Origin of the sequence: Janthinobacterium sp. MP5059B (assembly GCF_001758645.1) — a bacterium.
Taxonomy (GTDB): Bacteria; Pseudomonadota; Gammaproteobacteria; order Burkholderiales; family Burkholderiaceae_D; genus Janthinobacterium; species Janthinobacterium lividum.
This window is the reverse complement of sequence record NZ_LRHX01000020.1, coordinates 240,617-259,853: the sequence shown is the minus strand read 5'-3', so window position 1 is coordinate 259,853 and position 19,237 is coordinate 240,617. Positions and strand designations below refer to the sequence as shown.

General features: G+C 63.7%; 19 protein-coding genes. 6 read left to right on the top strand and 13 right to left on the bottom strand.

Going from position 1 to position 19,237, the window contains the following annotated elements; all coding sequences use genetic code 11:
- Positions 1–277: 277 nt before the first annotated feature.
- The 6 genes from JAB1_RS25095 to JAB1_RS25070 all read right to left on the bottom strand — a co-directional run bounded on the left by JAB1_RS25095 (position 278) and on the right by JAB1_RS25070 (position 7,793).
- A complete protein-coding gene (locus JAB1_RS25095) occupies positions 278–817 on the bottom strand; it encodes a GNAT family N-acetyltransferase (RefSeq protein WP_070282263.1) in 540 nt (179 codons plus the stop codon).
- A gap of 209 nt (positions 818–1,026) precedes the next feature.
- Entirely contained in the window at positions 1,027–2,901 is a 1,875-nt protein-coding gene (sppA, locus tag JAB1_RS25090; protein WP_070282186.1) for a signal peptide peptidase SppA, read from the bottom strand.
- Positions 2,902–2,976: 75 nt separating this feature from the next.
- On the bottom strand, positions 2,977–4,455 hold the full coding sequence (locus tag JAB1_RS25085) for a sodium:solute symporter (RefSeq protein ID WP_070282261.1): 1,479 nt from the start codon (positions 4,453–4,455) through the stop codon (positions 2,977–2,979).
- 98 nt (positions 4,456–4,553) lie between these two features.
- A complete protein-coding gene (locus JAB1_RS25080) occupies positions 4,554–5,207 on the bottom strand; it encodes an SMI1/KNR4 family protein (RefSeq protein WP_217494321.1) in 654 nt (217 codons plus the stop codon).
- Positions 5,208–5,270: 63 nt separating this feature from the next.
- The gene (locus JAB1_RS25075) at positions 5,271–6,488 is read right to left on the bottom strand and encodes a YeeE/YedE family protein (RefSeq protein WP_070282184.1); all 1,218 of its coding nucleotides are present in this window, start codon (positions 6,486–6,488) and stop codon (positions 5,271–5,273) included.
- A gap of 93 nt (positions 6,489–6,581) precedes the next feature.
- Positions 6,582–7,793, bottom strand: coding sequence for an MFS transporter (locus tag JAB1_RS25070; protein WP_070282183.1), 1,212 nt, complete (start codon positions 7,791–7,793; stop codon positions 6,582–6,584).
- Between the two features lie 144 nt (positions 7,794–7,937).
- Here JAB1_RS25070 and JAB1_RS25065 point away from each other — a divergent pair, with 144 nt between their 5' ends.
- Complete coding sequence (locus tag JAB1_RS25065) at positions 7,938–8,174, top strand: DUF3820 family protein (RefSeq protein ID WP_034749909.1); 237 nt, start codon at positions 7,938–7,940, stop codon at positions 8,172–8,174.
- A gap of 6 nt (positions 8,175–8,180) precedes the next feature.
- Here JAB1_RS25065 and JAB1_RS25060 read toward each other — a convergent pair whose 3' ends face one another.
- A complete protein-coding gene (locus JAB1_RS25060) occupies positions 8,181–8,564 on the bottom strand; it encodes a glutaredoxin domain-containing protein (RefSeq protein WP_070282182.1) in 384 nt (127 codons plus the stop codon).
- 123 nt (positions 8,565–8,687) lie between these two features.
- On the opposite strand from JAB1_RS25060, the gene JAB1_RS25055 reads away from it, so the two are divergent.
- On the top strand, positions 8,688–9,215 hold the full coding sequence (locus JAB1_RS25055) for a hypothetical protein (RefSeq protein ID WP_070282181.1): 528 nt from the start codon (positions 8,688–8,690) through the stop codon (positions 9,213–9,215).
- Between the two features lie 51 nt (positions 9,216–9,266).
- Here JAB1_RS25055 and JAB1_RS25050 read toward each other — a convergent pair whose 3' ends face one another.
- From JAB1_RS25050 to JAB1_RS25040, 3 genes are all read right to left on the bottom strand, one after another.
- Complete coding sequence (locus JAB1_RS25050) at positions 9,267–9,911, bottom strand: GNAT family N-acetyltransferase (protein WP_070282259.1); 645 nt, start codon at positions 9,909–9,911, stop codon at positions 9,267–9,269.
- 68 nt (positions 9,912–9,979) lie between these two features.
- Positions 9,980–10,801 (bottom strand): APH(3')-I family aminoglycoside O-phosphotransferase, encoded by an 822-nt coding sequence (locus JAB1_RS25045; protein ID WP_070282180.1) that lies wholly within the window; start codon positions 10,799–10,801, stop codon positions 9,980–9,982.
- Positions 10,802–10,817: 16 nt separating this feature from the next.
- Positions 10,818–11,306: an Lrp/AsnC family transcriptional regulator gene (locus JAB1_RS25040; RefSeq protein WP_070255798.1), complete on the bottom strand. Its 489-nt coding sequence runs from the start codon at positions 11,304–11,306 to the stop codon at positions 10,818–10,820.
- A gap of 77 nt (positions 11,307–11,383) precedes the next feature.
- On the opposite strand from JAB1_RS25040, the gene JAB1_RS25035 reads away from it, so the two are divergent.
- Positions 11,384–12,271, top strand: coding sequence for a DMT family transporter (locus JAB1_RS25035; RefSeq protein ID WP_070282179.1), 888 nt, complete (start codon positions 11,384–11,386; stop codon positions 12,269–12,271).
- A 3-nt stretch (positions 12,272–12,274) separates the two neighbouring features.
- On the opposite strand, the gene JAB1_RS25030 is transcribed toward JAB1_RS25035, so the two are convergent.
- Entirely contained in the window at positions 12,275–13,498 is a 1,224-nt protein-coding gene (locus JAB1_RS25030; RefSeq protein ID WP_070282178.1) for an MFS transporter, read from the bottom strand.
- A 98-nt stretch (positions 13,499–13,596) separates the two neighbouring features.
- Between JAB1_RS25030 and JAB1_RS25025 the strand changes: the two genes are divergently transcribed.
- Together JAB1_RS25025 and JAB1_RS25020 are read left to right on the top strand one after the other, a co-directional pair.
- Positions 13,597–14,505 carry a LysR family transcriptional regulator gene (locus tag JAB1_RS25025; protein WP_070282177.1) on the top strand — a complete coding sequence of 303 codons (909 nt, stop codon included), beginning with the start codon at positions 13,597–13,599 and terminating at the stop codon, positions 14,503–14,505.
- A 73-nt stretch (positions 14,506–14,578) separates the two neighbouring features.
- Positions 14,579–15,112, top strand: a complete 534-nt coding sequence (locus tag JAB1_RS25020; RefSeq protein ID WP_070282176.1) for a DUF4256 domain-containing protein — start codon at positions 14,579–14,581, stop codon at positions 15,110–15,112.
- 11 nt (positions 15,113–15,123) lie between these two features.
- Here JAB1_RS25020 and JAB1_RS25015 read toward each other — a convergent pair whose 3' ends face one another.
- Both JAB1_RS25015 and JAB1_RS25010 read right to left on the bottom strand, forming a co-directional pair.
- Complete coding sequence (locus JAB1_RS25015) at positions 15,124–17,280, bottom strand: EAL domain-containing protein (protein WP_070255576.1); 2,157 nt, start codon at positions 17,278–17,280, stop codon at positions 15,124–15,126.
- Between the two features lie 154 nt (positions 17,281–17,434).
- Entirely contained in the window at positions 17,435–18,361 is a 927-nt protein-coding gene (locus tag JAB1_RS25010) for a LysR family transcriptional regulator (RefSeq protein WP_070282175.1), read from the bottom strand.
- A gap of 167 nt (positions 18,362–18,528) precedes the next feature.
- Here JAB1_RS25010 and JAB1_RS25005 point away from each other — a divergent pair, with 167 nt between their 5' ends.
- Positions 18,529–19,230, top strand: coding sequence for a pirin family protein (locus JAB1_RS25005; RefSeq protein ID WP_034779472.1), 702 nt, complete (start codon positions 18,529–18,531; stop codon positions 19,228–19,230).
- The last annotated feature ends 7 nt before the right edge of the window (positions 19,231–19,237 follow it).

The following is a 19,237-nucleotide window of genomic DNA, read 5'->3' as shown; positions in this document are numbered from 1 at the left end:
GCTGAAAAAACATCGCTCCCTAGCGTGAAACGACTCTAGCATAGTCATGTAACTGTTTCATTTCTACTTGAAACAATTACACACAGCCTGGCAGGCATGGGAGGATCAGGCGGGCCGGCAGGCATGCCGCCCCTGTGGGGGAACGGTGGAAAAATCAGGCTTGCGGGGCGCCGCAGGCGGGCAACCGCGTGGCGAGGGCGACTCGCATGCAGATACAAACTCGCTACAAATCTCCCGCCAGCCGGCTTGACCTGGCGCCGCGCGGGGACGTTTGCGCTTACAGCGCCATGCCGAGGATGACATCCTGATAGTCGGTGCGGCCCACGCGGAAGGTGCGCCGGCCCACCTGCGCAAAGCCGCAGCGCATATAGAATGCCAGCGCATCGTGGTTTTCCGCGTACACGCCCAGCAGCACCCGCCCTGCCCCGCTGGCGCGTGCTTGGCTCAGCGCCGCCTGCATCAGGCGCTGGCCCACGCGCTGGCCCTGGAAGCGGTGCATCAGGTAGATGCGCTTGATTTCCAGGTCGTCCGGCCGCGGGTCGGCCACCGGCAAGCCGGCGGGGCTGAGCACCAGGTAGCCGACGGGCGCCCCGCCAGGCGTGGCCTCGGCCAGCCACAGGCGCATGGCCGGCAGCGCCAGCCAGTCGCGGTACAGCTGCGCGTCGTGCTGGCGCTGGCAATGGGCGATAACGTCGGCGCCATCGAGGATGCCCGCGAAGGCTTCCAGGAAGGTGGCCTGCCCCACCAGCGCCAGCGCCTGTTCATCACCCTTGGCGCACGGTCGGATGGTGATCGCCGTGTCAATTTCTCCGCTCATGTCGCTTGCCATGCCTTGCTCCTCATCGCTGTCCTGCATATGAAACAAGCCGGGCGAAGCCGGCTTGGGTATGTCATCTATATTGCCGTGTAACGCCTGACAAAATCGTAGCGAGCGAAGATGAGTTGTGACCGAGAAGCGGAGCTGTGCTTGAGCACAGTGAGCATCGCAGGCCGCAAATCATCGAGCGCAGTAGATTTGGTCAGGTGTTACTTGCCGCCGAGTGGCACTTCGCACAGGCAGTGCGTGAGGGCCATGAACGGTTTGTGCTCGCGCGTGATGCCCGACAGCCAGCTCAGCTCCTGCGCCATGCCCAGCGCCGCGTCGGCCGGCAAGCCGGTCGTGGCCAGGCCCAGTTTCACGTGCTCGCCCAGCCCCAGCGAGGCCATGGCCTTGGAGCCGAACATGCCGATCAGGCGGTCCACGTTCGACGTTTCCTGCTCCAGGTACGTCACGCGGTAGTCGGTACCCAGGTTGGCGCGCTTGGCCGCCGAGGCCAGCGCATCGCCATAGCTGCCAATGCGGTCGACCAGGTTGCGCTCCTTCGCCTGCAAGCCCGTCCAGACGCGGCCCTGCGCCACTTCATCGATCTTTTCCGGCGTCGTCTTGCGCGCCTTGGCGGCCAGGTTCAGGAAGTCGCCATACACGTGGTTGATCGAACCCTGGATCACTTGCGCAAAGCGGGGGTCCAGCGGACGCAACGGGTTGCCCGCGTCGGCCAGCCAGGTGGTCGGCGAGCCGGCCGTGTGGATGCCCAGCTTTTCCACCACCTTGTCGGCCGTCGGCAGAATCGCGAACACGCCGATGGAACCCGTGATGGTGGCCGCGTCGGCGATCACTTCATCGGACGAGGTGCTGATCCAGTAGCCGCCCGAAGCGGCCACGTTGCCCATCGAGACGACCACCGGTTTGCCGGCGGCGCGCGTCAGCTCCAGTTCGCGGCGGATCAATTCCGAGCCGAAGGCGCTGCCGCCCGGCGAATCGACGCGCAGCACGACGGCCTTGATCGACTTGTCTTCGCGTGCCTGGCGGATCAGGCGCGAGGTGGACAGGCCGCCGATGGAACCCGGTGCCGCGATGCCGTCGCCGATTTCACCGGAGGCGATGACCACGCCGACGGCGTCGCCGATGTGCACGGGGCGCAGGCGCGCCAGGTAATCGGCATAGTTCACTTGGCGGAAATTCGTGCCTTCCGTGTTCTTGGCGCCGCGCGCCATCATGAACTGGCGCAGTTCATCGCGCGTTTTCAGGCCGTCGACCAGCTTGGCGTCCAGCGACAGCTTGCCCAGGTCACCGCCGGCGGCCGTCATCAGCGCTGGCAGCGCATCGATCGATTGCATGATGGCGCCGGCCGGCAGCTTGCGCGCCTTTTCCACGTCCGTCGTATAGGTGGTCCACAGGCCATTGTTCAGGTAGCGGTCCGCTTCGGCCGCCGCTTCGGACGGGCCATTGGCGATGAAAGGCTCTGCCGCGCTTTTATACGTGCCCACTTTCAGCAGGTTCACCGTCACGCCCACTTTGTCGAGCGCGTCGCGGTAGTAATTGCGGTAGCGGCCAAAGCCTTCCAGCATGACGCCGCCCATCGGGTGCAGGAATACCTCGTCGGCCTTGGCCGCCACCAGGTACTGGCGCTGGTTGTAGCTCGAACCCCAGGCCGTGACTTTCTTGCCCGTGGCGCGGAAACGTTCCACGCCGGCCGCCACTTCGCGCAGCGAAGCGAGGCCTCCGCCCTGCAACTCGTCGAGCAGGATCACCATGGAGCCGATGTTCTTGTCCTTCGATGCCGTCTCGAGCACGGCCAGCACATCGCGCAGCTGCACGTTTTTCTTGACTTCGCCGCTGACATTGGCCAGCACCGCCTCGCGCACGCCGCCCGGGGTTTCCTCGACCAGCGGGCCTTGCAAGTCCAGCACCAGGGTGGTCTTTTCCGCCAGGGGCTTGGCGCCGCCGCCAAAGATGGCGATCAGGATGGCGATGACGATCAGCAGGAAAATCAGGTTGATGACCGCGCGGCGGGTGGCGTCCAGCGCGCGCCAGAATGCGCCAAAGCCGCGGCGCAGCGGCGGGAAGGGGTTGAGTGACATTGATGCTCCGTGAGGTTATGTACCTAAAGGAAATCAATATAGCTGAAAATGGCTGCGATCGTCTTGGGATTCGTCTTATTTTGACAAGTATTGCGCGCTTTGGGCGCCCTGCCCTGGCGGCGTGGAAATGAGGAACAGGCCGCCCAGCACGAGGGAACCATTCAGTATCAGCAATTCCAGGCCGATGCGGTAATGCTCGAACAGCAGCGCCTGCTCCCCTTCGATCAGCGCGCACAGCAGCGGCCCGGCCACAGCCACCAAAGGCACCCAGCGGTCGCGCACGCCACGCCGGCTGAGCAGGCCAAAAGCGAACAAGCCCAGCAGCGGACCATAGGTATAGCTGGCCAGCTTCAGGATCACGACTATCATGCTGGGATCATCGAGCCATTTGAAGGCCATGATCAGGATCAAAAACAGTGCGGCAAACCCCAGGTGCACGCGGCGGCGCCAGCGCATCTGCGCCGCCGGGCTCAAATCCCGCCTGCGCTGCACGCCGAGGATATCGATGCAGAAGGTGGACGTCAGCGCCGTCAACGCCCCGTCCACGCTGGGAAACAGGGCGGAAATGAGGGCGATGAAGAAGATCAGCTGCACCACGGCGGGGAAATGCCCGAGTACCACGGCGGGAAACAGTTTATCCCCTGTCGCGGTGACACCCGCCAGCGGCGCATACAGGTGCAGCAAGCCGCCGAGGAAGAGGAACAGCAGCAGCACGCCGGTCAGCACCACGGTCAGGCTGAGCATGTTCTTTTGCGAATCGCGCAAGGTCCGCACGGAAATGTTCTTTTGCATCATCTCCTGGTCCATGCCCGTCATGGCGATGGTGATGAACATGCCGGCAAGGATATGCTTCCAGACATAGGCGGGACTGTCCGGGTCGGTGGTGAAGATGCGCGTGAGGCCTTGCGCGCGCATGCGCTCGAGGCTGTCGATGAGCGACAGGTCCATCTCGCGCAGCAGGAACACGCTGCAAATCACGAGGCCCGCCAGCATGCACGCCGTTTGCAGGGTATCGGTCCAGACGATGGTCTTGACGCCGCCTTCATACGTGTACAGCAGGATCAGCAGCAGCACGACGCACGACGTCAGCCAGAATGGCACGCCCAGGCTATCGAGAATGGTCGCTTGCAGGATATTGACCACCAGATACAGCCGCGCCGTGGCGCCCAGCAGCCGCGACAGGATAAAAAACGCCGCCCCGCTCTGGTAGGAACGCCGCCCCAGGCGCAGTTCCAGGTAGCGGTAAATCGACGTGAGCTGCAGCCGGTAGTACAGCGGCAGCAAGATGAAGGTGATGGCCAGATAGCCCAGCACATAGCCGATCATCAGCTGGACATAGCCGAAACCATTGCTCCCCACGGCGCCGGGCACGCTGATGAAGGTCACGCCCGTAAGCGTCGTGCCCACCATGCCGAAGGCCACCAGCATCCAGTTGCTGTCCTTGTTGCCGATGAAAAAACTGTCGTTGGTGGCATGGCGCGACGTGCGCCACGCCACGGCCAGCAGGATCAGGAAATACGCGAGGACAACGGCAAACAGGATGAGGGGGGACATGGAGGATACGGCGATGAACAAGGTGGGCGGCAATATACACTGGATTGCCGCGCCTGTTGCTGGCGGGCGCCTAAAAACCGCGTCCGCTAACTGACCCGCTAGCCACCTGAGGCGGCCCGCACGGCATGCAAAGCGGCCAGCGCCGTTCTGAAATGCACATTCGGCGTTTCCTGGCAAAAGTTGTCTGCTGTGCCGCCACCACCCAGCAACGGGCTCGACAGCGGCGCATAATGCATGCCCTGGCGCAGTGGTCCCTGCCGGCTTTCCAGCGCCAGCAAGCGCCGCGCATCGACCAGGGCAAAGGGGTCCGTCAGCACCTGTTCAAACAATTCCTGTGCGCTATGCGCAATCACGAACGCCTCAAAGGTATCAATGGCGAACAGCACATAGAGCACACTGTTGCCGTCGTAGCGATAGCCGAGTTGATCGCCAAAACAGGTCTCGGCAAAGAACACGGGACCGCCCTCTGCAGGACAGGGGAAAATATCCGGCCAGAAATCTTTACGATTCCAGTCCTGAAACGAATCACGCGGCGCGGGTCCATCGCCATCACCAAAAACATACAGGTCATTACTGCCGAAATAGCCACCACCCACCTGCCGCAAGACTGCCGCAAGTTCTTCGGGCAAAGCCGCACCCAGCGCCTGCTCCGTAAAGGCGGCCATCTTGCCGGCATCGGCCGTCACCCGCTGCGCTGGGGGAAATGCGTGTAAAAACGCCTGGTACCTTACATCCATCCGTGCTGCTCCCATTCATGCATGCATCGCCCTCGCTGGCACTGGCCGGCGACGGACATTCAATCGGCAATTATAGAATCAGCAGCCGGTCGGTTTGACTTTCTCCACTTCCAGGCCGAACCACGGGCGCAAGCGCGTGCCGATGACGTTGCCCAGGAAGGCGCAGACCAGCCACAGCCAGCCGTGCAGGCTGCCCGAGACGATGCCGCTGAAATACGCGCCGATATTGCAGCCGTAGGCCAGGCGCGCGCCATAGCCGAGCAGCAAGCCGCCGACAACGGCGGCGATGATCGAGCGGCGCGGGATGCGCCATACGGGCGCGTAACGGCCGGCCAGCGCCGCCGCCAGCATGGCGCCCAGCACGATACCGATGTCCATCACGGAAGTCTTGTCTTGCGTCAACGGAGCGACCAGGGCGGCGGCATTCGCCTTGGTCGACCAGTAAGCCCAGCTGGTCGTGTCGATGCCGACCACGGAGGCGGCCTTGGCGCCCCACAGGGCGAACGCGGACGTCACGCCCCACGGCTTGCCCGACAGCGCCAGGGTGGCGAAGTTCAGCACAACGAGCGCAACGGCGCCCGCCACCAGCGGCCACGGGCCGTGCAGCCAGGGCGACGCCTGTGCCGGACGCAGTGGCGTGGCGACAAGCTTGCCATGGCGGCGCTTTTCCACCAGCACCGTGATGCCGGCGATCAGCGCGAAGACGATCCAGTTCAGCGCCAACGCGGGCGCCAGGCCCAGGGTCGTCACGAGGGAAATCGGCTGGAGCTGCGGCAGCGCCGTCCAGAACGGCATGTGCGCCGTGCCGATCACGGAGCCGACGATGAAGGCGGCCAGGGTGATGAGCATGCGCGTGCTGCCGCCCCCAACCGTGTACAGGGTGCCGGACGCGCAACCGCCGCCCAGCTGCATGCCGATGCCGAAGATGAAGGCGCCGAAGATGACGGAAGTGCCGGCGGGAGAAACGAGGCCCGCGACGGGCGTGCCGAACAGGGTGCCGGCCGACAGCGCGGGAAAGAACAGCGCCACGCCCACGGCCAGCATCAGCATTTGCGCGCGCAAGCCGTCGCCGCGGCCATCGGCGATGAAGACGCGCCAGGCGGACGTAAAACCGAAGGCCGCGTGATACAGGGTGATGCCGAGCAAGGCGCCCACCACATACAGCGCGGCCTGGTTGATGCCGACCGTGTGCGCCAGGTACCACGCGCCGAGCAGGATGAGCACAAGCGCAACGCCCAGCGGTTTCGGATTGATGGCGGCGCGCAAGCGCAGGGGTGACGTTGCTGTATCGGACATGGGGAGAATGGGCCAGAGGAAGGTAAGCCCTATTCTCGCCCGTTTTGATGTTTTCTGCCAGAAACTTACTGTACAGGCCGGGCCGCCAGAAATTTAATGCCCCACCGCATGGATCGACTTTTCACCGCCAGCACGCACGGGGATGGGATAGCGCCTATCCATCCGGCCGCTCAAGGCCGTCAAGCCGAACGCGCCCAGCACGACGAGGGCACCGATCCAGCCCGTGTGCACGAGACCCAGGTGTTCGACGATCAAGCCGCCGCCCCAGGCGCCGCCGGCGATGCCCAGGTTGAAAGCGGCAATATTCAGGCCCGAAGCCACATCGACGGCGCGGGGCGTGAAGTGCTCGGCTTGCTGCACGACATACACTTGCAGGCCCGCCACGTTACCGAAGGCCACGGCGCCCCACAGCAGCACGGTGATGACGACGAGCACGGGATGCGGCGCCGTGAAGGTCAACAGCAGCAAGACGGCCGCCAGCAGTAAAAAGATCAGTTTCAGGGCACTGACAGGGCCTTTCTTGTCGGCCAGCTTGCCGCCCCAGATATTGCCGAACGCCACGGACACGCCATACACGAGCATCACCACGCCCACGGCGCCCGCGCTGAAACCCGATACTTGCTGCAAAATCGGCGCCAAGTAGGTAAAGGCGATGAAGGAGCCGCCATAACCGACGGCCGTCATCGCATACACCAACAGCAGGCGCGGCTGGCCCAATACCTGCACTTGCTGCAGCAAGGACGCCGGTTTGCTGTGGGCGATATTCGATGGCACGTACAGCAGGCTGCCGATGAACGCCACGAGGCCCAGGGCCGAGACGGCGAGGAAGGTTTCGCGCCAGCCGAAATGCTGGCCGATGAAGGTGCCCAGCGGCACGCCCGTCACCAGGGCCACGGTCAGGCCCGTAAACATGATGGCAATTGCGCTTGCCGCCTTGTCCTTCGGCACCAGGGACGTGGCGATGGTCGAGCCGATGGAAAAGAACACGCCATGTGCCAGACCCGTCAGGATGCGGGCGATGACGAGGGTTTCGTAGCCGGGCGATTTCCACGCCAGCAAATTACCCAAAGTAAACAAGACCATCAGGGACAATAACAATGTTTTGCGCGGGATCTTGCCCGTCAGGGCCGTCAGCACGGGCGCGCCGACGGCGACGCCCAGCGCATACAGGCTGACCAGCAAGCCGGCCGATGGCAGGTTGACGCCCAGGTCCGCGGCGATGGTGGGCAACAGCCCGACGATGACAAACTCGGTGGTTCCGATGGCAAATGCGCTGAGGGTCAGCGCGAGCAAGGCAATGGGCATGGCAAACTCCGATAAATGATGTTGGCATGCAGTATCGGGGTTTTCTTTGTTTCGAAAAACACCTCATCAGGCAGAAGATAGTTGCGCACAAATCAACAATAGAGCGGTCTGCTACACTGGCCGCATCCACACGGGATCACCACCATGAATTCAGAAAAACTGGCGCTGCTGGTCACGCGCGAAATGCCATATGGGAAATATCAGGGACGCTTGCTGGCCGACTTGCCGGGCCACTACCTGGGCTGGTTCGCGCGCGAGGGCTTCCCCTCGGGCGAACTGGGCAGCTTGATTGCGCTGATGTACGAGCTCGATCACAACGATTTGCGCAGCTTGCTCGACCCCTTGCGCACGCGCAAATCGCCGTGGCGGCCTGGGGAATAAGGCAGGCTAAAACTGGCGCACCTTCTTTGCCAGCATGGCGCTGAACTCGCCATTTTCCACCAGCTTTTGCAGCTCGCTGGCGCCACCGATGAGCACACCGTTGACAAAGACCATGGGAAACGTGGGCCAGCCCGTCCACATCTTGAGGGCATTGCGGCGATGCCACTGGTTCAAATAGCTGCCGTATTGCAGGTACTGGTAGGGCGTGCCCAGCACGTCGAGGATCTTGCGCGCCTTGCGCGGAAACGGATTGAGCGCCATGCCGACCACCACCACCTGGTGCGCGGCGATGGCCGCCTGCACCTCGCGCACGATGTCCTTGTGTTTGCTGCCGATCAAGGGGCGGGCGGCGGGATGGATCTGGGCTTCGTCAAGGATGGCGCGGGTCATGAAAGTCCTGGGATGAGGGCACGTGGCGTGCGGATCACGCATTGTGCCATGCGCACTGCGTGGCGTGCGCTACACTGCGCCTCTTCTCTTCTTCACGTGAAATGTATGCCAGCAATCCATCCCATGCTTGAATGGCGCCGCACCCGCCGCCTGATCGGCTCGTTTCTGCTGGCGGCCAGCTGCGCCAGCGCCTTCGCCGCGGCCGATCCAGGCCTTGAAAGCGGTCTGATCCATGCGCTGCACCTGAAAAAAGGCACCACGGAAAGAGTCGGCACCTCGGGCAAGGCCATCGCCGCCTACATGCGCGAAGGCTACATCGGCAAGCACCCCGACCAGCGCGCCGACTACACCGATTACTACCTGCTGAAAAAGCCCGCCAGCTTCATGGGGCATGAATTGGTGCTCATCGAGGAAGAATACATCACGCAATACATCGGCTGCTGTGTCAGCCCCGGGGCCGGCGTGACGGTGAAGGTGCGCGGCAACACGCAGAAGCTGCAAGCGTTCGCCCGCGCCCAGCGCTGCACCTTGACCGACCCTGTCGATGTGCAACATGCGCTGAACGACGTCGCCATCAAGACCCGGATGCCGAAAGGCCATTACGCGTCATTGAGCTGCCGGGAACGCGATGCCGAGCGCGACGAGCCGTGAGCTGGGACCTGGCCTGCCAGCATCCACGTGCGGAAGGGCAATATCCTGGCCTTACATGATGGTTGCCGTCGAATACGGCGACTGAGTATGCCAACCCAGGCTCGCATACAATTTCGACCCATCTTCCGTTGCCACCAGCACCCGGCGCGCACCGCCCGACCTTTGCCTGGCAGCCAGCGCGGCCATCAGCGCCCGCCCCAGCCCCCGACGCCGGTGGCCGGCTTCGGTGACGATGCGGTCAAACACAAAAACGCCCGCATATTCGACGGCATGGCCACTGGCGACAACAGCGCCATCGCCGGTCAGAATGCGCGCCGTCGTGATGGCCTGCGACGTCGTGACGTCAAGCAGGTACCCGACCGGCAGAGCTGGCGCCTGCAACCTGCCTTCATGCGTCATGAAGAACCCTCCGGGTAGCAATTGCCATCGCTCCGGCAAGAGGCGGAGCAATTGTTCTCCAGAGCCACACATCTTGATGAAAATATGCGGATGCTCAATCGAGGCTGCCAGCACGCTGATGCCTGGCACAGGTCCCGAAAAAACATGGCGCCGGATTTCACCTGGCAAGCCCGTATCGACGCGCCACCCGCCGTGATCCGGCACGGGCAACGCCAAGCCACGGGCAATGGAACGTGCAGCCAGCCAGGCAGCAAGAAGGCCAGGCTCAAGCAGACGCGAATTTTCTTGCTCACCCATCATTCGGCTCCCACATTCATCCTGCTGATTCTCCCGGAACGCAGGCGGCGGCTACCCGCGGATCGCATTCAAAACAGCTCGTCGAGCAGCAAGTGATATTGCAGCTTGCCTTGATCGGCATCAAGGATCCCATATTGCCGCAACAACCTTTGCTGTAGCGAGGTGTCCAACTCACCGAGACCACGCCAGGCGATGGCCAGGTCCTGATAGCGGTCGGCAACGCCTGCCCGTCCCACATCGATGCAGCCGACGACGGCGCCTTCGTGCAGGAGGATATTGTCCAGCGAGAAATCGCCATGCGTGACGACGAGGTCGGGTGCGAGGGGTAGACACTCCTGCAGCGCCAGCCACACTTGCTCCGTTGTCCAGCCTGCCCGCCCGGCATCGAAATCGCCGGCATCGACCAGGCCCGCATCGATGCGCTGGCGCGCCTGGGGCAGCCGGGCAGCATGGCCGGCGTCGAACGGGCAGTCGCTCACGGGCAGCGCGTGCAGGCGGCGCAGGAAGGCCGCCAGCGCGTCGACCACGGCGAAGCCCAGCGCAGGGTTCGCTTCCAGCAGCGCTGACGCCGTTGTGCCTGGGATGGCCGTCATCAACAGCCATGCCTGCTCCGGGTCTGCCACGCGGGCGAACTCGACCACGGCAGGCACGGGCAGGTATTGCGCCAGCCAGCGCAGGCGCGCCAGTTCGTCGGCGATGTCGGTGGCGGCACAACCCCTGCCGTGCTTCAGGTAAAGGTCCGGCACACCGTCCCTGCCATGCAGGCGGTAGACGGCAGCGTCCGACTCGCCGCCGCTGTCGCGCGCCCATTGATAAGCAGCTACGGCGGCGGACAGGCTGGCGGGCATGGCTGCCGTCACGGCGGCTTGCTTGCTTTTGGATAGCTTCATCTGCCTGGCCTTTTCTCTATCCCAGCGGCACGTACAAGCCCATCTTGAGACAGGTCAAGGCCACCGAGGTGCGGTAGCGCCGGATATTGTCGTCGCCGCCGAACAGGCGTTCCGTCAGCGCTTCGTATTCGGCCATGCTGCTGGCGGTTATGATCAGCAGGTAGTCCGCCTCGCCCGTGATCCCGTAGCACTGCTGTATGGCAGGCTCGGCCATGATGCGCGCGCGCATGCCGGCCGTGCGCTGCGGGTGCTCGTCGTGCAAATGCACTTCCACCGTCAGGATCAGGGGGCGGCCCAGGCGGCTCGCGTCGAGCACGGCCACTTCATGACGGATCACGCCGCTCTCGCGCAGGCGGCGGATGCGCCGCTGCACGGCCGGTGCGGACAGGTGCACGGCCTGGGCGATTTCGCGCTGCGAGGTCGTGTTATCGCGCTGCAAGATGTCGAGGATCGCCAGGTCGAAGGTATCGAGGGCAAGGGAAGGCGTGAGCGAAAGTTGCGTCATGAAGGTCAAAATGCAGTGCAAATATCGGAGCAGACACAATAAACTTTCGCTATTCCGATATCAAGCCTTTTATCACCATGCCATTACGCCGCTATTCCTCGTTGATTCCCCTGCTGGCCATCCTCGGCTCAGTCACCTGCCTGGGACTAGGCACGTCATGGGCCAAGCACAGCCTGTTCCCGCTGGTGGGCGCACAGGGCACGACGGCCGTGCGCGTGGGCTTTTCCGCCTTGCTGCTGTTGCTGTTCTGGCGCCCGTGGCGCTGGCAGCTGAGCCGCGCCGACCTGCGCACCGTGGCCCTGTACGGCGCGGCGCTGGGCTTGACGAACCTGTGCTTCTACATGGCCTTGCGCACGATTCCGTTCGGTATCGCCGTGGCGATCGAGTTTTCCGGCCCGCTGGCCGTGGCCCTGCTCGCCTCGCGCCGCTCCATCGACTTCGTCTGGGTGGGCCTGGCCGTGGCGGGACTGGCGCTGCTGCTGCCGCTCGGCCACGACGTCAGCAACCTCGATCCTACCGGCGTGCTGTTCGCACTGGGCGCCGCCGTCTGCTGGGCCTCGTATATCGTCTTCGGCAAGCGCGCCAGCCATTTGCATGCGGGCCACTCCGTGTCGCTGGGCCTGGCCATGGCTGCCCTGGTGGTCGTGCCCGTCGGCGTGATGCACAGCGGCGCCGCCCTGCTCTCGCCTGTCGTGCTGGCCGTGGGGCTGGGCGTGGCCCTCATTTCCAGCGCCATCCCGATCTCGCTGGAAATGGTGGCCCTGAAGCGGCTGACGCCGCAAGCGTTCGGCATCATGAGCAGCATGGAACCGGCCGTGGCAGCCATGCTGGCGTACATCCTGCTCGACGAGCGCCTCGGTGCCCCGCAATGGCTGGCCATCGCCATGATCATGGCGGCATCGATGGGCAGCTCTTATATGGCGCAGCGCCAGAAACGGGCGCCGGCCGCCGCCGTGCATACCTGAACCTCAGTGCGCGGCAGCACCCGCCACATGGGCGGCCAGGTTCTTGCGCGCCAGCCACGCCAGCGGCAGCAAGGCGAGCAATGCGGCAGCCACGCCGGCCCACGGCGACGAGGCCATCAACTGGCGCGAGACCATCAGCGCCCCCAGCATGGAGCCGAAGGAAATGCCCAGATTGAACGCGGAAATGTTCAGGCCCGAAGCGAAATCGACGGCTTGCGGCGTATAGCGCTCGGCCGTGGCCAGCATGCCGGCCTGCAGGGCGGGCGACAGGCCGAAGGCGAACACGCCCCAGACGAACAGCATCGCCGTCATCATCCATGGCGAGCTGATGCTCAAGGCAACGCCCGCTTGCGTGACGGCCAGCAACAGCAGCATCGCACGCAAGGCCTTTTGCCAGCCCAGGTGGCTGGTCAGGTAGCCGCCCGCCAGGTTGCCGGCAAAGGTGGCGGCACCAAACACGATCAGCAAGGCGCTGGCCATGGTGGCGGAAAACCCCGTCACATCCGTCAGGATGGGCGTAATGAACGTGAACGCGGCAAAGCTGCTGCCAAAGCCAAACGTCGTCACCGCCATCATGGTCAGGATGGGGCCGCTGCCGAGGGCCGCCAGCTGCGTCATGGCCTTGCCGCCCTTGCCCTGCTGTAAGCCGGCCGGCAGCCAGCGCGCCATTGCCGCCAGACCCAGCGCAGCCAGTACGGCGACGGCAAAAAAGGGCAAGCGCCAGCCCATCAGGTTGCCGAGGAAGCTGCCGAACGGCACGCCGATCACCATGGCCAACGTCAGGCCCGCAAACATCACGGAAATCGCCCTGCCCGCCTGCGCCTTCTCCACCAGGCTGGCGGCCACGGTGGCGCCGATGGCAAAGTAGGTGCCGTGCGCCACGGCCGTGATGACCCGTCCCAGCAACAACAGTTCGAACGTGTGCGAAAAGGCGGCCAGCAGGTTGCCGGCCAGGAACACGCTCATCAGCCCCAGCAAGGCCGCCTTGCGCGGCAGGCGCGACATCAGCAGCACCAGCAGCGGCGTGCCGATGGCCAGCGCCAGCGCATACAGGCTCACCAGCGAGCCGGCCGATTCGATGGAAATGTGCAAATCCTTGGCAATGGTCGGCAGGATGCCGACGACGATGAATTCGGTGACGCCGATGGCAAAGGCGCCGACGGCCAGCGCCAGCACGCCGGGCGGCATCTTGCTGGCTGAAGGGGAAACAGGGCTTGCGGTGGTCATGGTATTTCTCCGGCAGAGTTCAAGCCAGCCAGTGTATCGATGGAAACGCTTTTGATATAGACTCCAATAATGGAAACACCTGTGAAATGGATTCAATAATGGCCAGGCAAGACATCAACCGCGCGTTCGAGATGGCCGTGTTTGTGGCCGTGGTGGAAACGGGCGCCTTTTCCGCCGCCGCGCGCCGCCTGGCCTTGACGCCGTCGGCCGTCAGCAAACTCGTCAATCGCCTGGAAGCGCGGCTCGGCGCCCGCTTGCTCCAGCGCAGCACGCGCCAGCTGCACACGACGCCCGAGGGCGACGCCTTCTTCGTGCAGTGCAAGCGCATCCTCGACGATATCAATGGCGCCGAGCGCGAAGCGGCCCAGGGCGCGGCGCCGCGCGGGCGCCTGCGCATCAACTGCTTCGTGCCGTTCGGCGTGCGCCATCTGCTGCCCATCCTGCCCGAATTCGCGCAGCGCTATCCCGACATCGTGCTTGACGTGGTGGTCAGCGATGCCATCGTCGACTTGCTGGAAGACCGCACGGACATCGCCATCCGCACGGGCAAGCTGAAGGAATCGAACCTGGTGGCGCGCAAGCTGGGTGAAGACGCGATGGTCGTGGTGGCGTCGCCTGCCTACGCGGCACGGCACGGCCTGCCGCGCACGCCGCAGGACTTATCCACGCACAATCTGCTGGCCTTCAATTTCCGCTGTCAGAACGAAACCTGGCCCTTTCTCGATGAGGCGGGCAACACCGTGCAGGTGGCGCCGCAGGGCAATACCTGCGTCAGCGATGGCGAAAGCATGCGCCAGCTGGTGCTGGCAGGCATGGGACTGGGACGCTTTTCGCGCCAGCACGTGCTGCGCGATATCGAGCAAGGCGATTTGATACCCGTGCTGCAGGACTACAATCCGGGCGACAAGGAACTCGTGCACGCCGTCTTCGTGGGACCGGGCTTGCAAGTGCCGGCCAGGGTGCGCGTGATGCTCGATTATCTGCTGGAAAAAGTGCAGCTGGGATGAGCGCCGCCCGGCCGCATCGCGTCTTATAATCGGCCCTATCGTTGATATCGTTAAAACTTCAGGGAGCCGCGTCATGCACGATGACTTGATCCACACCTTGCAAACCCGCTTCAGCCAGCACATGCACCGCCATGCGGACTTGACGTGGGACAGCGTGCTGGCGCGCTTGAAGGCCGCTCCCGCCAGCCTGGCGGTATTGCGGCAAATGGAAGACACGGGCGGCGAACCGGACGTCATCGGGCATGCCGGCGACACGGGCGCCGTCACGTTTTGCGATTGCTCCGCAGAAAGTCCCATCGGCCGGCGCAGCCTGTGTTTCGATGCCGCGGCCCTGGCCGCGCGCAAGGCCAACAAGCCGTGCGGCAGCGCCATGGCCATGGCGCAAGCGATGGGTATCGCATTGCTGACGCAGGCACAATACCGCCAGTTGCAGGAACTGGAACCGTTCGACCGCAAAACCTCGAGCTGGATCGCGACGCCGGACAGCATCCGGGCGCTGGGCGGCGCCCTGTTTTGCGACCGCCGCTATGAACAGGTCTTCGTCTACCACAATGGCGCCGAATCGTATTATGCGAGCCGGGGTTTCCGTGGACGACTCAAGGTCTGACAATCGCTGGCTCAGGCCAGCTCTTCCAGCCGCAACTGCCGGCCTTCATCGAACATCAGCTCGAACTCGGCCGCCGGCACGGCCGGGCTGAACAGATAGCCTTGCAACTGGTCGCAACCGAGTTCGCGCAGGAAGCGCATCTGTTCGGCCGTTTCCACCCCTTCGGCGACGATTTCCTGGCGCAACTGCTGCGCCATGGTGACGATGGCGCGGGCGATGGCGCAATCGTTTTCCTCGAAGGGCAAGCCGATGACGAAGGAGCGGTCGATTTTCAAGGTACTGATGGGAAATTTCTTCAGGTAGGCCAGGCTGGAATAGCCGGTGCCGAAGTCGTCCAGCGCCAGCGCCAGGCCCATGGCCACCAGCTGGTTCATGATGTCGATCACCTTGTCGGCGCCGCGCATCAACAGGCTTTCCGTGATTTCCAGCATGATCTGGTCGGGCCGCACGCCATAGCGTTCCAGCACGGCCGCTATGCGCGCGGGCAATTGTTCATCGAACTGGCGCGCCGACAGGTTGACGGCGATGGCCGGCATGTGCAGGCCCCGGTCTTCCCAGCTGCGGATCTGGCGGCACGCCTCGTCCAGCACCCAGGTGCCCAGCTCCAGGATCAAACTGGTTTCCTCGGCGACGGGGATGAAGACGCCGGGCGAGACCATGCCGCGCATCGGATGCTTCCAACGCAGCAAGGCTTCCGCGCCGACGATGCGCCCGCTCGCCAGGCTCACTTTCGGCTGGTAGTGCAATTCCAGCTCCTTGTCGCCCAAGGCCAGGCGCATTTCGCTTTCCAGCCGCAAATGTTCCTTGGCCCGGCGGTTCATGTCTTCGCGGTAAAACAGGAAGGTCGATTCGATGGTCTGGCTTGCCTTGGACACGGCCACGTCGGCAAAGCGGAACAGGGCCGGCGCTTCCAGGCCGTCTTCCGGATACACGGTGATGCCGATGCTGGCTCCCACGTGCAGGGCGTGCGTATCGATATTGATCGGCGCTTCGAGCAAATTGAGCAGCTTTTGCGCCACATTCGCCGCGTGTTCGCGCTTTTCGATATGCAGCAGGGCCACGACGAACTTGCTGTTGTCGACCCGCGCCAGGATGTCCGCGTCGCGCAGGGCGCCACGGAACAGCTGGCCGATGGCGATCACCAGCTGGTCGCCCACTTCATGGCCCAGCGTGTCGCTGATGGAACCGATGCGGCTGATGTCGATGACCATCAGCGCGCCATGCGTGCCCTGCCGTTTCGCTTCGGCCAGGCCCTGGTCGACCAATTGGTTCAGCAGGCAGCGGTTGGGCAAGCCCGTCAGGCTGTCATAGTTGGCCATGCGCTGCATGCGCGCTTCGGCATCCTTGTGCACCGAGATATCGGAAAACAGGGAAAACACGTGGCTGATCTCGCCGAATTCGTCGCGCACGACGCTGATGGTGACGTCTTGCGGGAACAGTTCGCCATTCTTGCGCTTGCCGATGATTTCGCCGCGCCAGGAGCCGTGTCCCCGCATGGCGGCGCGCACCTTGGCGCGGAAATCGGGGTCGTGCACGCCAGAACGCAGCAAGTCCGGCGTGCGGCCGATGGCTTCTGCCGGCGAATAGCCGGTGATGCGGCTGAAGGAACTGTTGATCGAGACGATGCGCTCTTCCGCATCCGTGATCAGCACGGCTTGCTCGCTGTCTTCGATGATGCGCGCGTGTAACCTGACCTTGTCCACGTCGGACAGCGGCTCGCTCATGGCCGACAGGCGCACGGCCATGCCGCACGCCTTGCCGGCCTGGTCGTGGATCACGTGGCGGTGCATGCGCAACCACGTCACCATGCCCGACTTCTTGCGCCGGCGCACATCGGTGGCCACGTCGCCCTGGGTGAAATGCAGTTCCAGCACGCTCGCTTCCGCGTCGTCTTCAGGATACAAAAACAGGATGTGCTGGCCCAGCGCTTCCAGTTCGGAATAGCCGAACATCTGTTCGGCCCCATGGTTCCAGCCGATCAAAAAGCCATCGGGATCGATTTCCAGCAAGGCGTCGGCCGGCGCCACGCGCACCACGGGGCGGCTGGCGCCGCGCAGCCGCTCCAGTTCTTCCTCCAGCCGCGCCATGGTGGCGGCCTGCTGCGGCCCCGCCTGTTCACGGGCATCCTGGGCCAGGCGCAGGCACAGCGCAACCTTCGCCTCAAGCATGGCAACCCCACTCTAGAGCCAGGTCAGGGGAACATATCAGGGGCGCTGCGGTGTGTGTAATCATCAAAATCCCACTATGGGGCATGGAGGTCGGGCGGGAAATACTGTGAATATGGTAACTTAAAAGTGTTGGCGTATGTCAACATTTTAAGGCCTACGCCGAATGGCCCGGCAGATGCTGCGCCAGGCGGGCAAACACATCCGGTTCGCGCATGCGCGCCATCCACCAGCGCAATGCCGCGCCATCCTCGCCCACTCGCCAGGCCAGGTAAAAAGTTTCCGACGGTTTCGGTTCTTCCACGGCCTTTTCTACCAGCAAGCCGCGCGCGATGGCGGCGCGGGCGCACGGCCCCGGCAGGAAGCCAAAACCCAGCCCCAGCACCTGGTAGTCGAACTTGACCTGCATGTTCGGCACGCTCAAGGCATCTTGCCCCAGCAGCAGCCCCACCGTGCGCGGCGCCATCTGGCGCGCCGAATCGGCCACCACCACGGCCCGGTACTGCTGCAGGTGGCCGCGCGACAAGGGTTCCCGCACCTGGGCCAGAGGATGCGTGGGCGCCACGGCAAAGACGAAGTCGAGCATGCCGATCGGCTGCGCGATATAGCCGCCGCCGGCCGGCCCGTCGCCGGGCGCGCCCACCAGCAAGTCGGCGCGCCGGTCCAGCAGCGCTTCCCACGTACCCGACAGGGTGTCCTGCGACAGGCGCAGGCGCGTCTGCTGCGCCACGTCGTAGAAGGCGCGCACGTCGTCGGCCAGGGCCACGGCGGAAAACATGGAGTCGATGCCGATGGACAATTCCGTTTCCCAGCCGGACGCCACCCTGCGCACGCGGTGCTCGAGGTCCTGCGCCGCCTTCAACAGATAACGGCCCTCCTTCAGCAATTCCTGGCCGGCCGCCGTCAGTATGACTTTCGGGCCATTGCGCTGGAACACTTGCACGCCCAGGTCGTCTTCCAGCTTGGCCACGGTATAGGAAATGGTGGACGGGACTTTATGCAACTCCTTGCCGGCCGACGAGAACGATCCGCGGCGGTCTATGGCGCCAACGATTTGCAGGGCTTCCAGGCTCAGTCTTAACATTCGATTTTTTCGATCATAGGTCGCAAGATTTTCCGTTTTTCTTTCTCTGCAGAGGGGCCTATACTTTGTTCATCGTACAGCGAGGGGCAGAAAAGACGCCACGGCACAGCGCCAGGCAACGGTCCTTCGAAATTATCGCACATTAACTTATAGAAACGGAGTCCACCATGTTACAGATTCGTCATAGCGAAGAACGCGGCGCCGCCAACCACGGCTGGCTCAATTCCCACCACAGCTTTTCCTTCGGCAGCTACCATGATCCGCTGCACATGGGCTTTGGCCCCTTGCTGGTGATCAATGAAGACCGGGTCACGCCAGGCCAGGGTTTCGGCACGCACGGCCACCGCGACATGGAAATCATTTCGTATGTGCTCGACGGCGCGCTGGAACACAAGGACAGCATGGGCACGGGCTCCGTCCTGCACTACGGCGATGTGCAGCGCATGAGCGCCGGCAGCGGCGTGCGCCACAGCGAGTTCAACCACTCGGCAACGGATGGCTTGCACTTCCTGCAGATCTGGATCCAGCCGAACGTGACGGGCATTCCGCCCAGCTATGAAGAGAAACACTTCACGCCGGAAAGCAAACGGGGCAAGCTGCGCCTGATCGCCTCGAGCGACGGCCGCCAGGGTTCCGTGCTGATCCACCAGAATGCGGCCATCTACGCCAGCATCCTGCAGGAAGGCGAACAGGCCGAACATGCGCTCGACGAAGGCCGCCTCGCCTATGTGCACCTGATCCGCGGCAGCCTGGTGGTCAACGGCACGCCATTGAAAGCGGGCGATGCGCTGAAACTGACGCAGGAAGCCAGCGTCATCATCACGCAGCCGGAAGACGCGGAATTCCTCGTCTTCGACTTACCCAAATAATTGATCA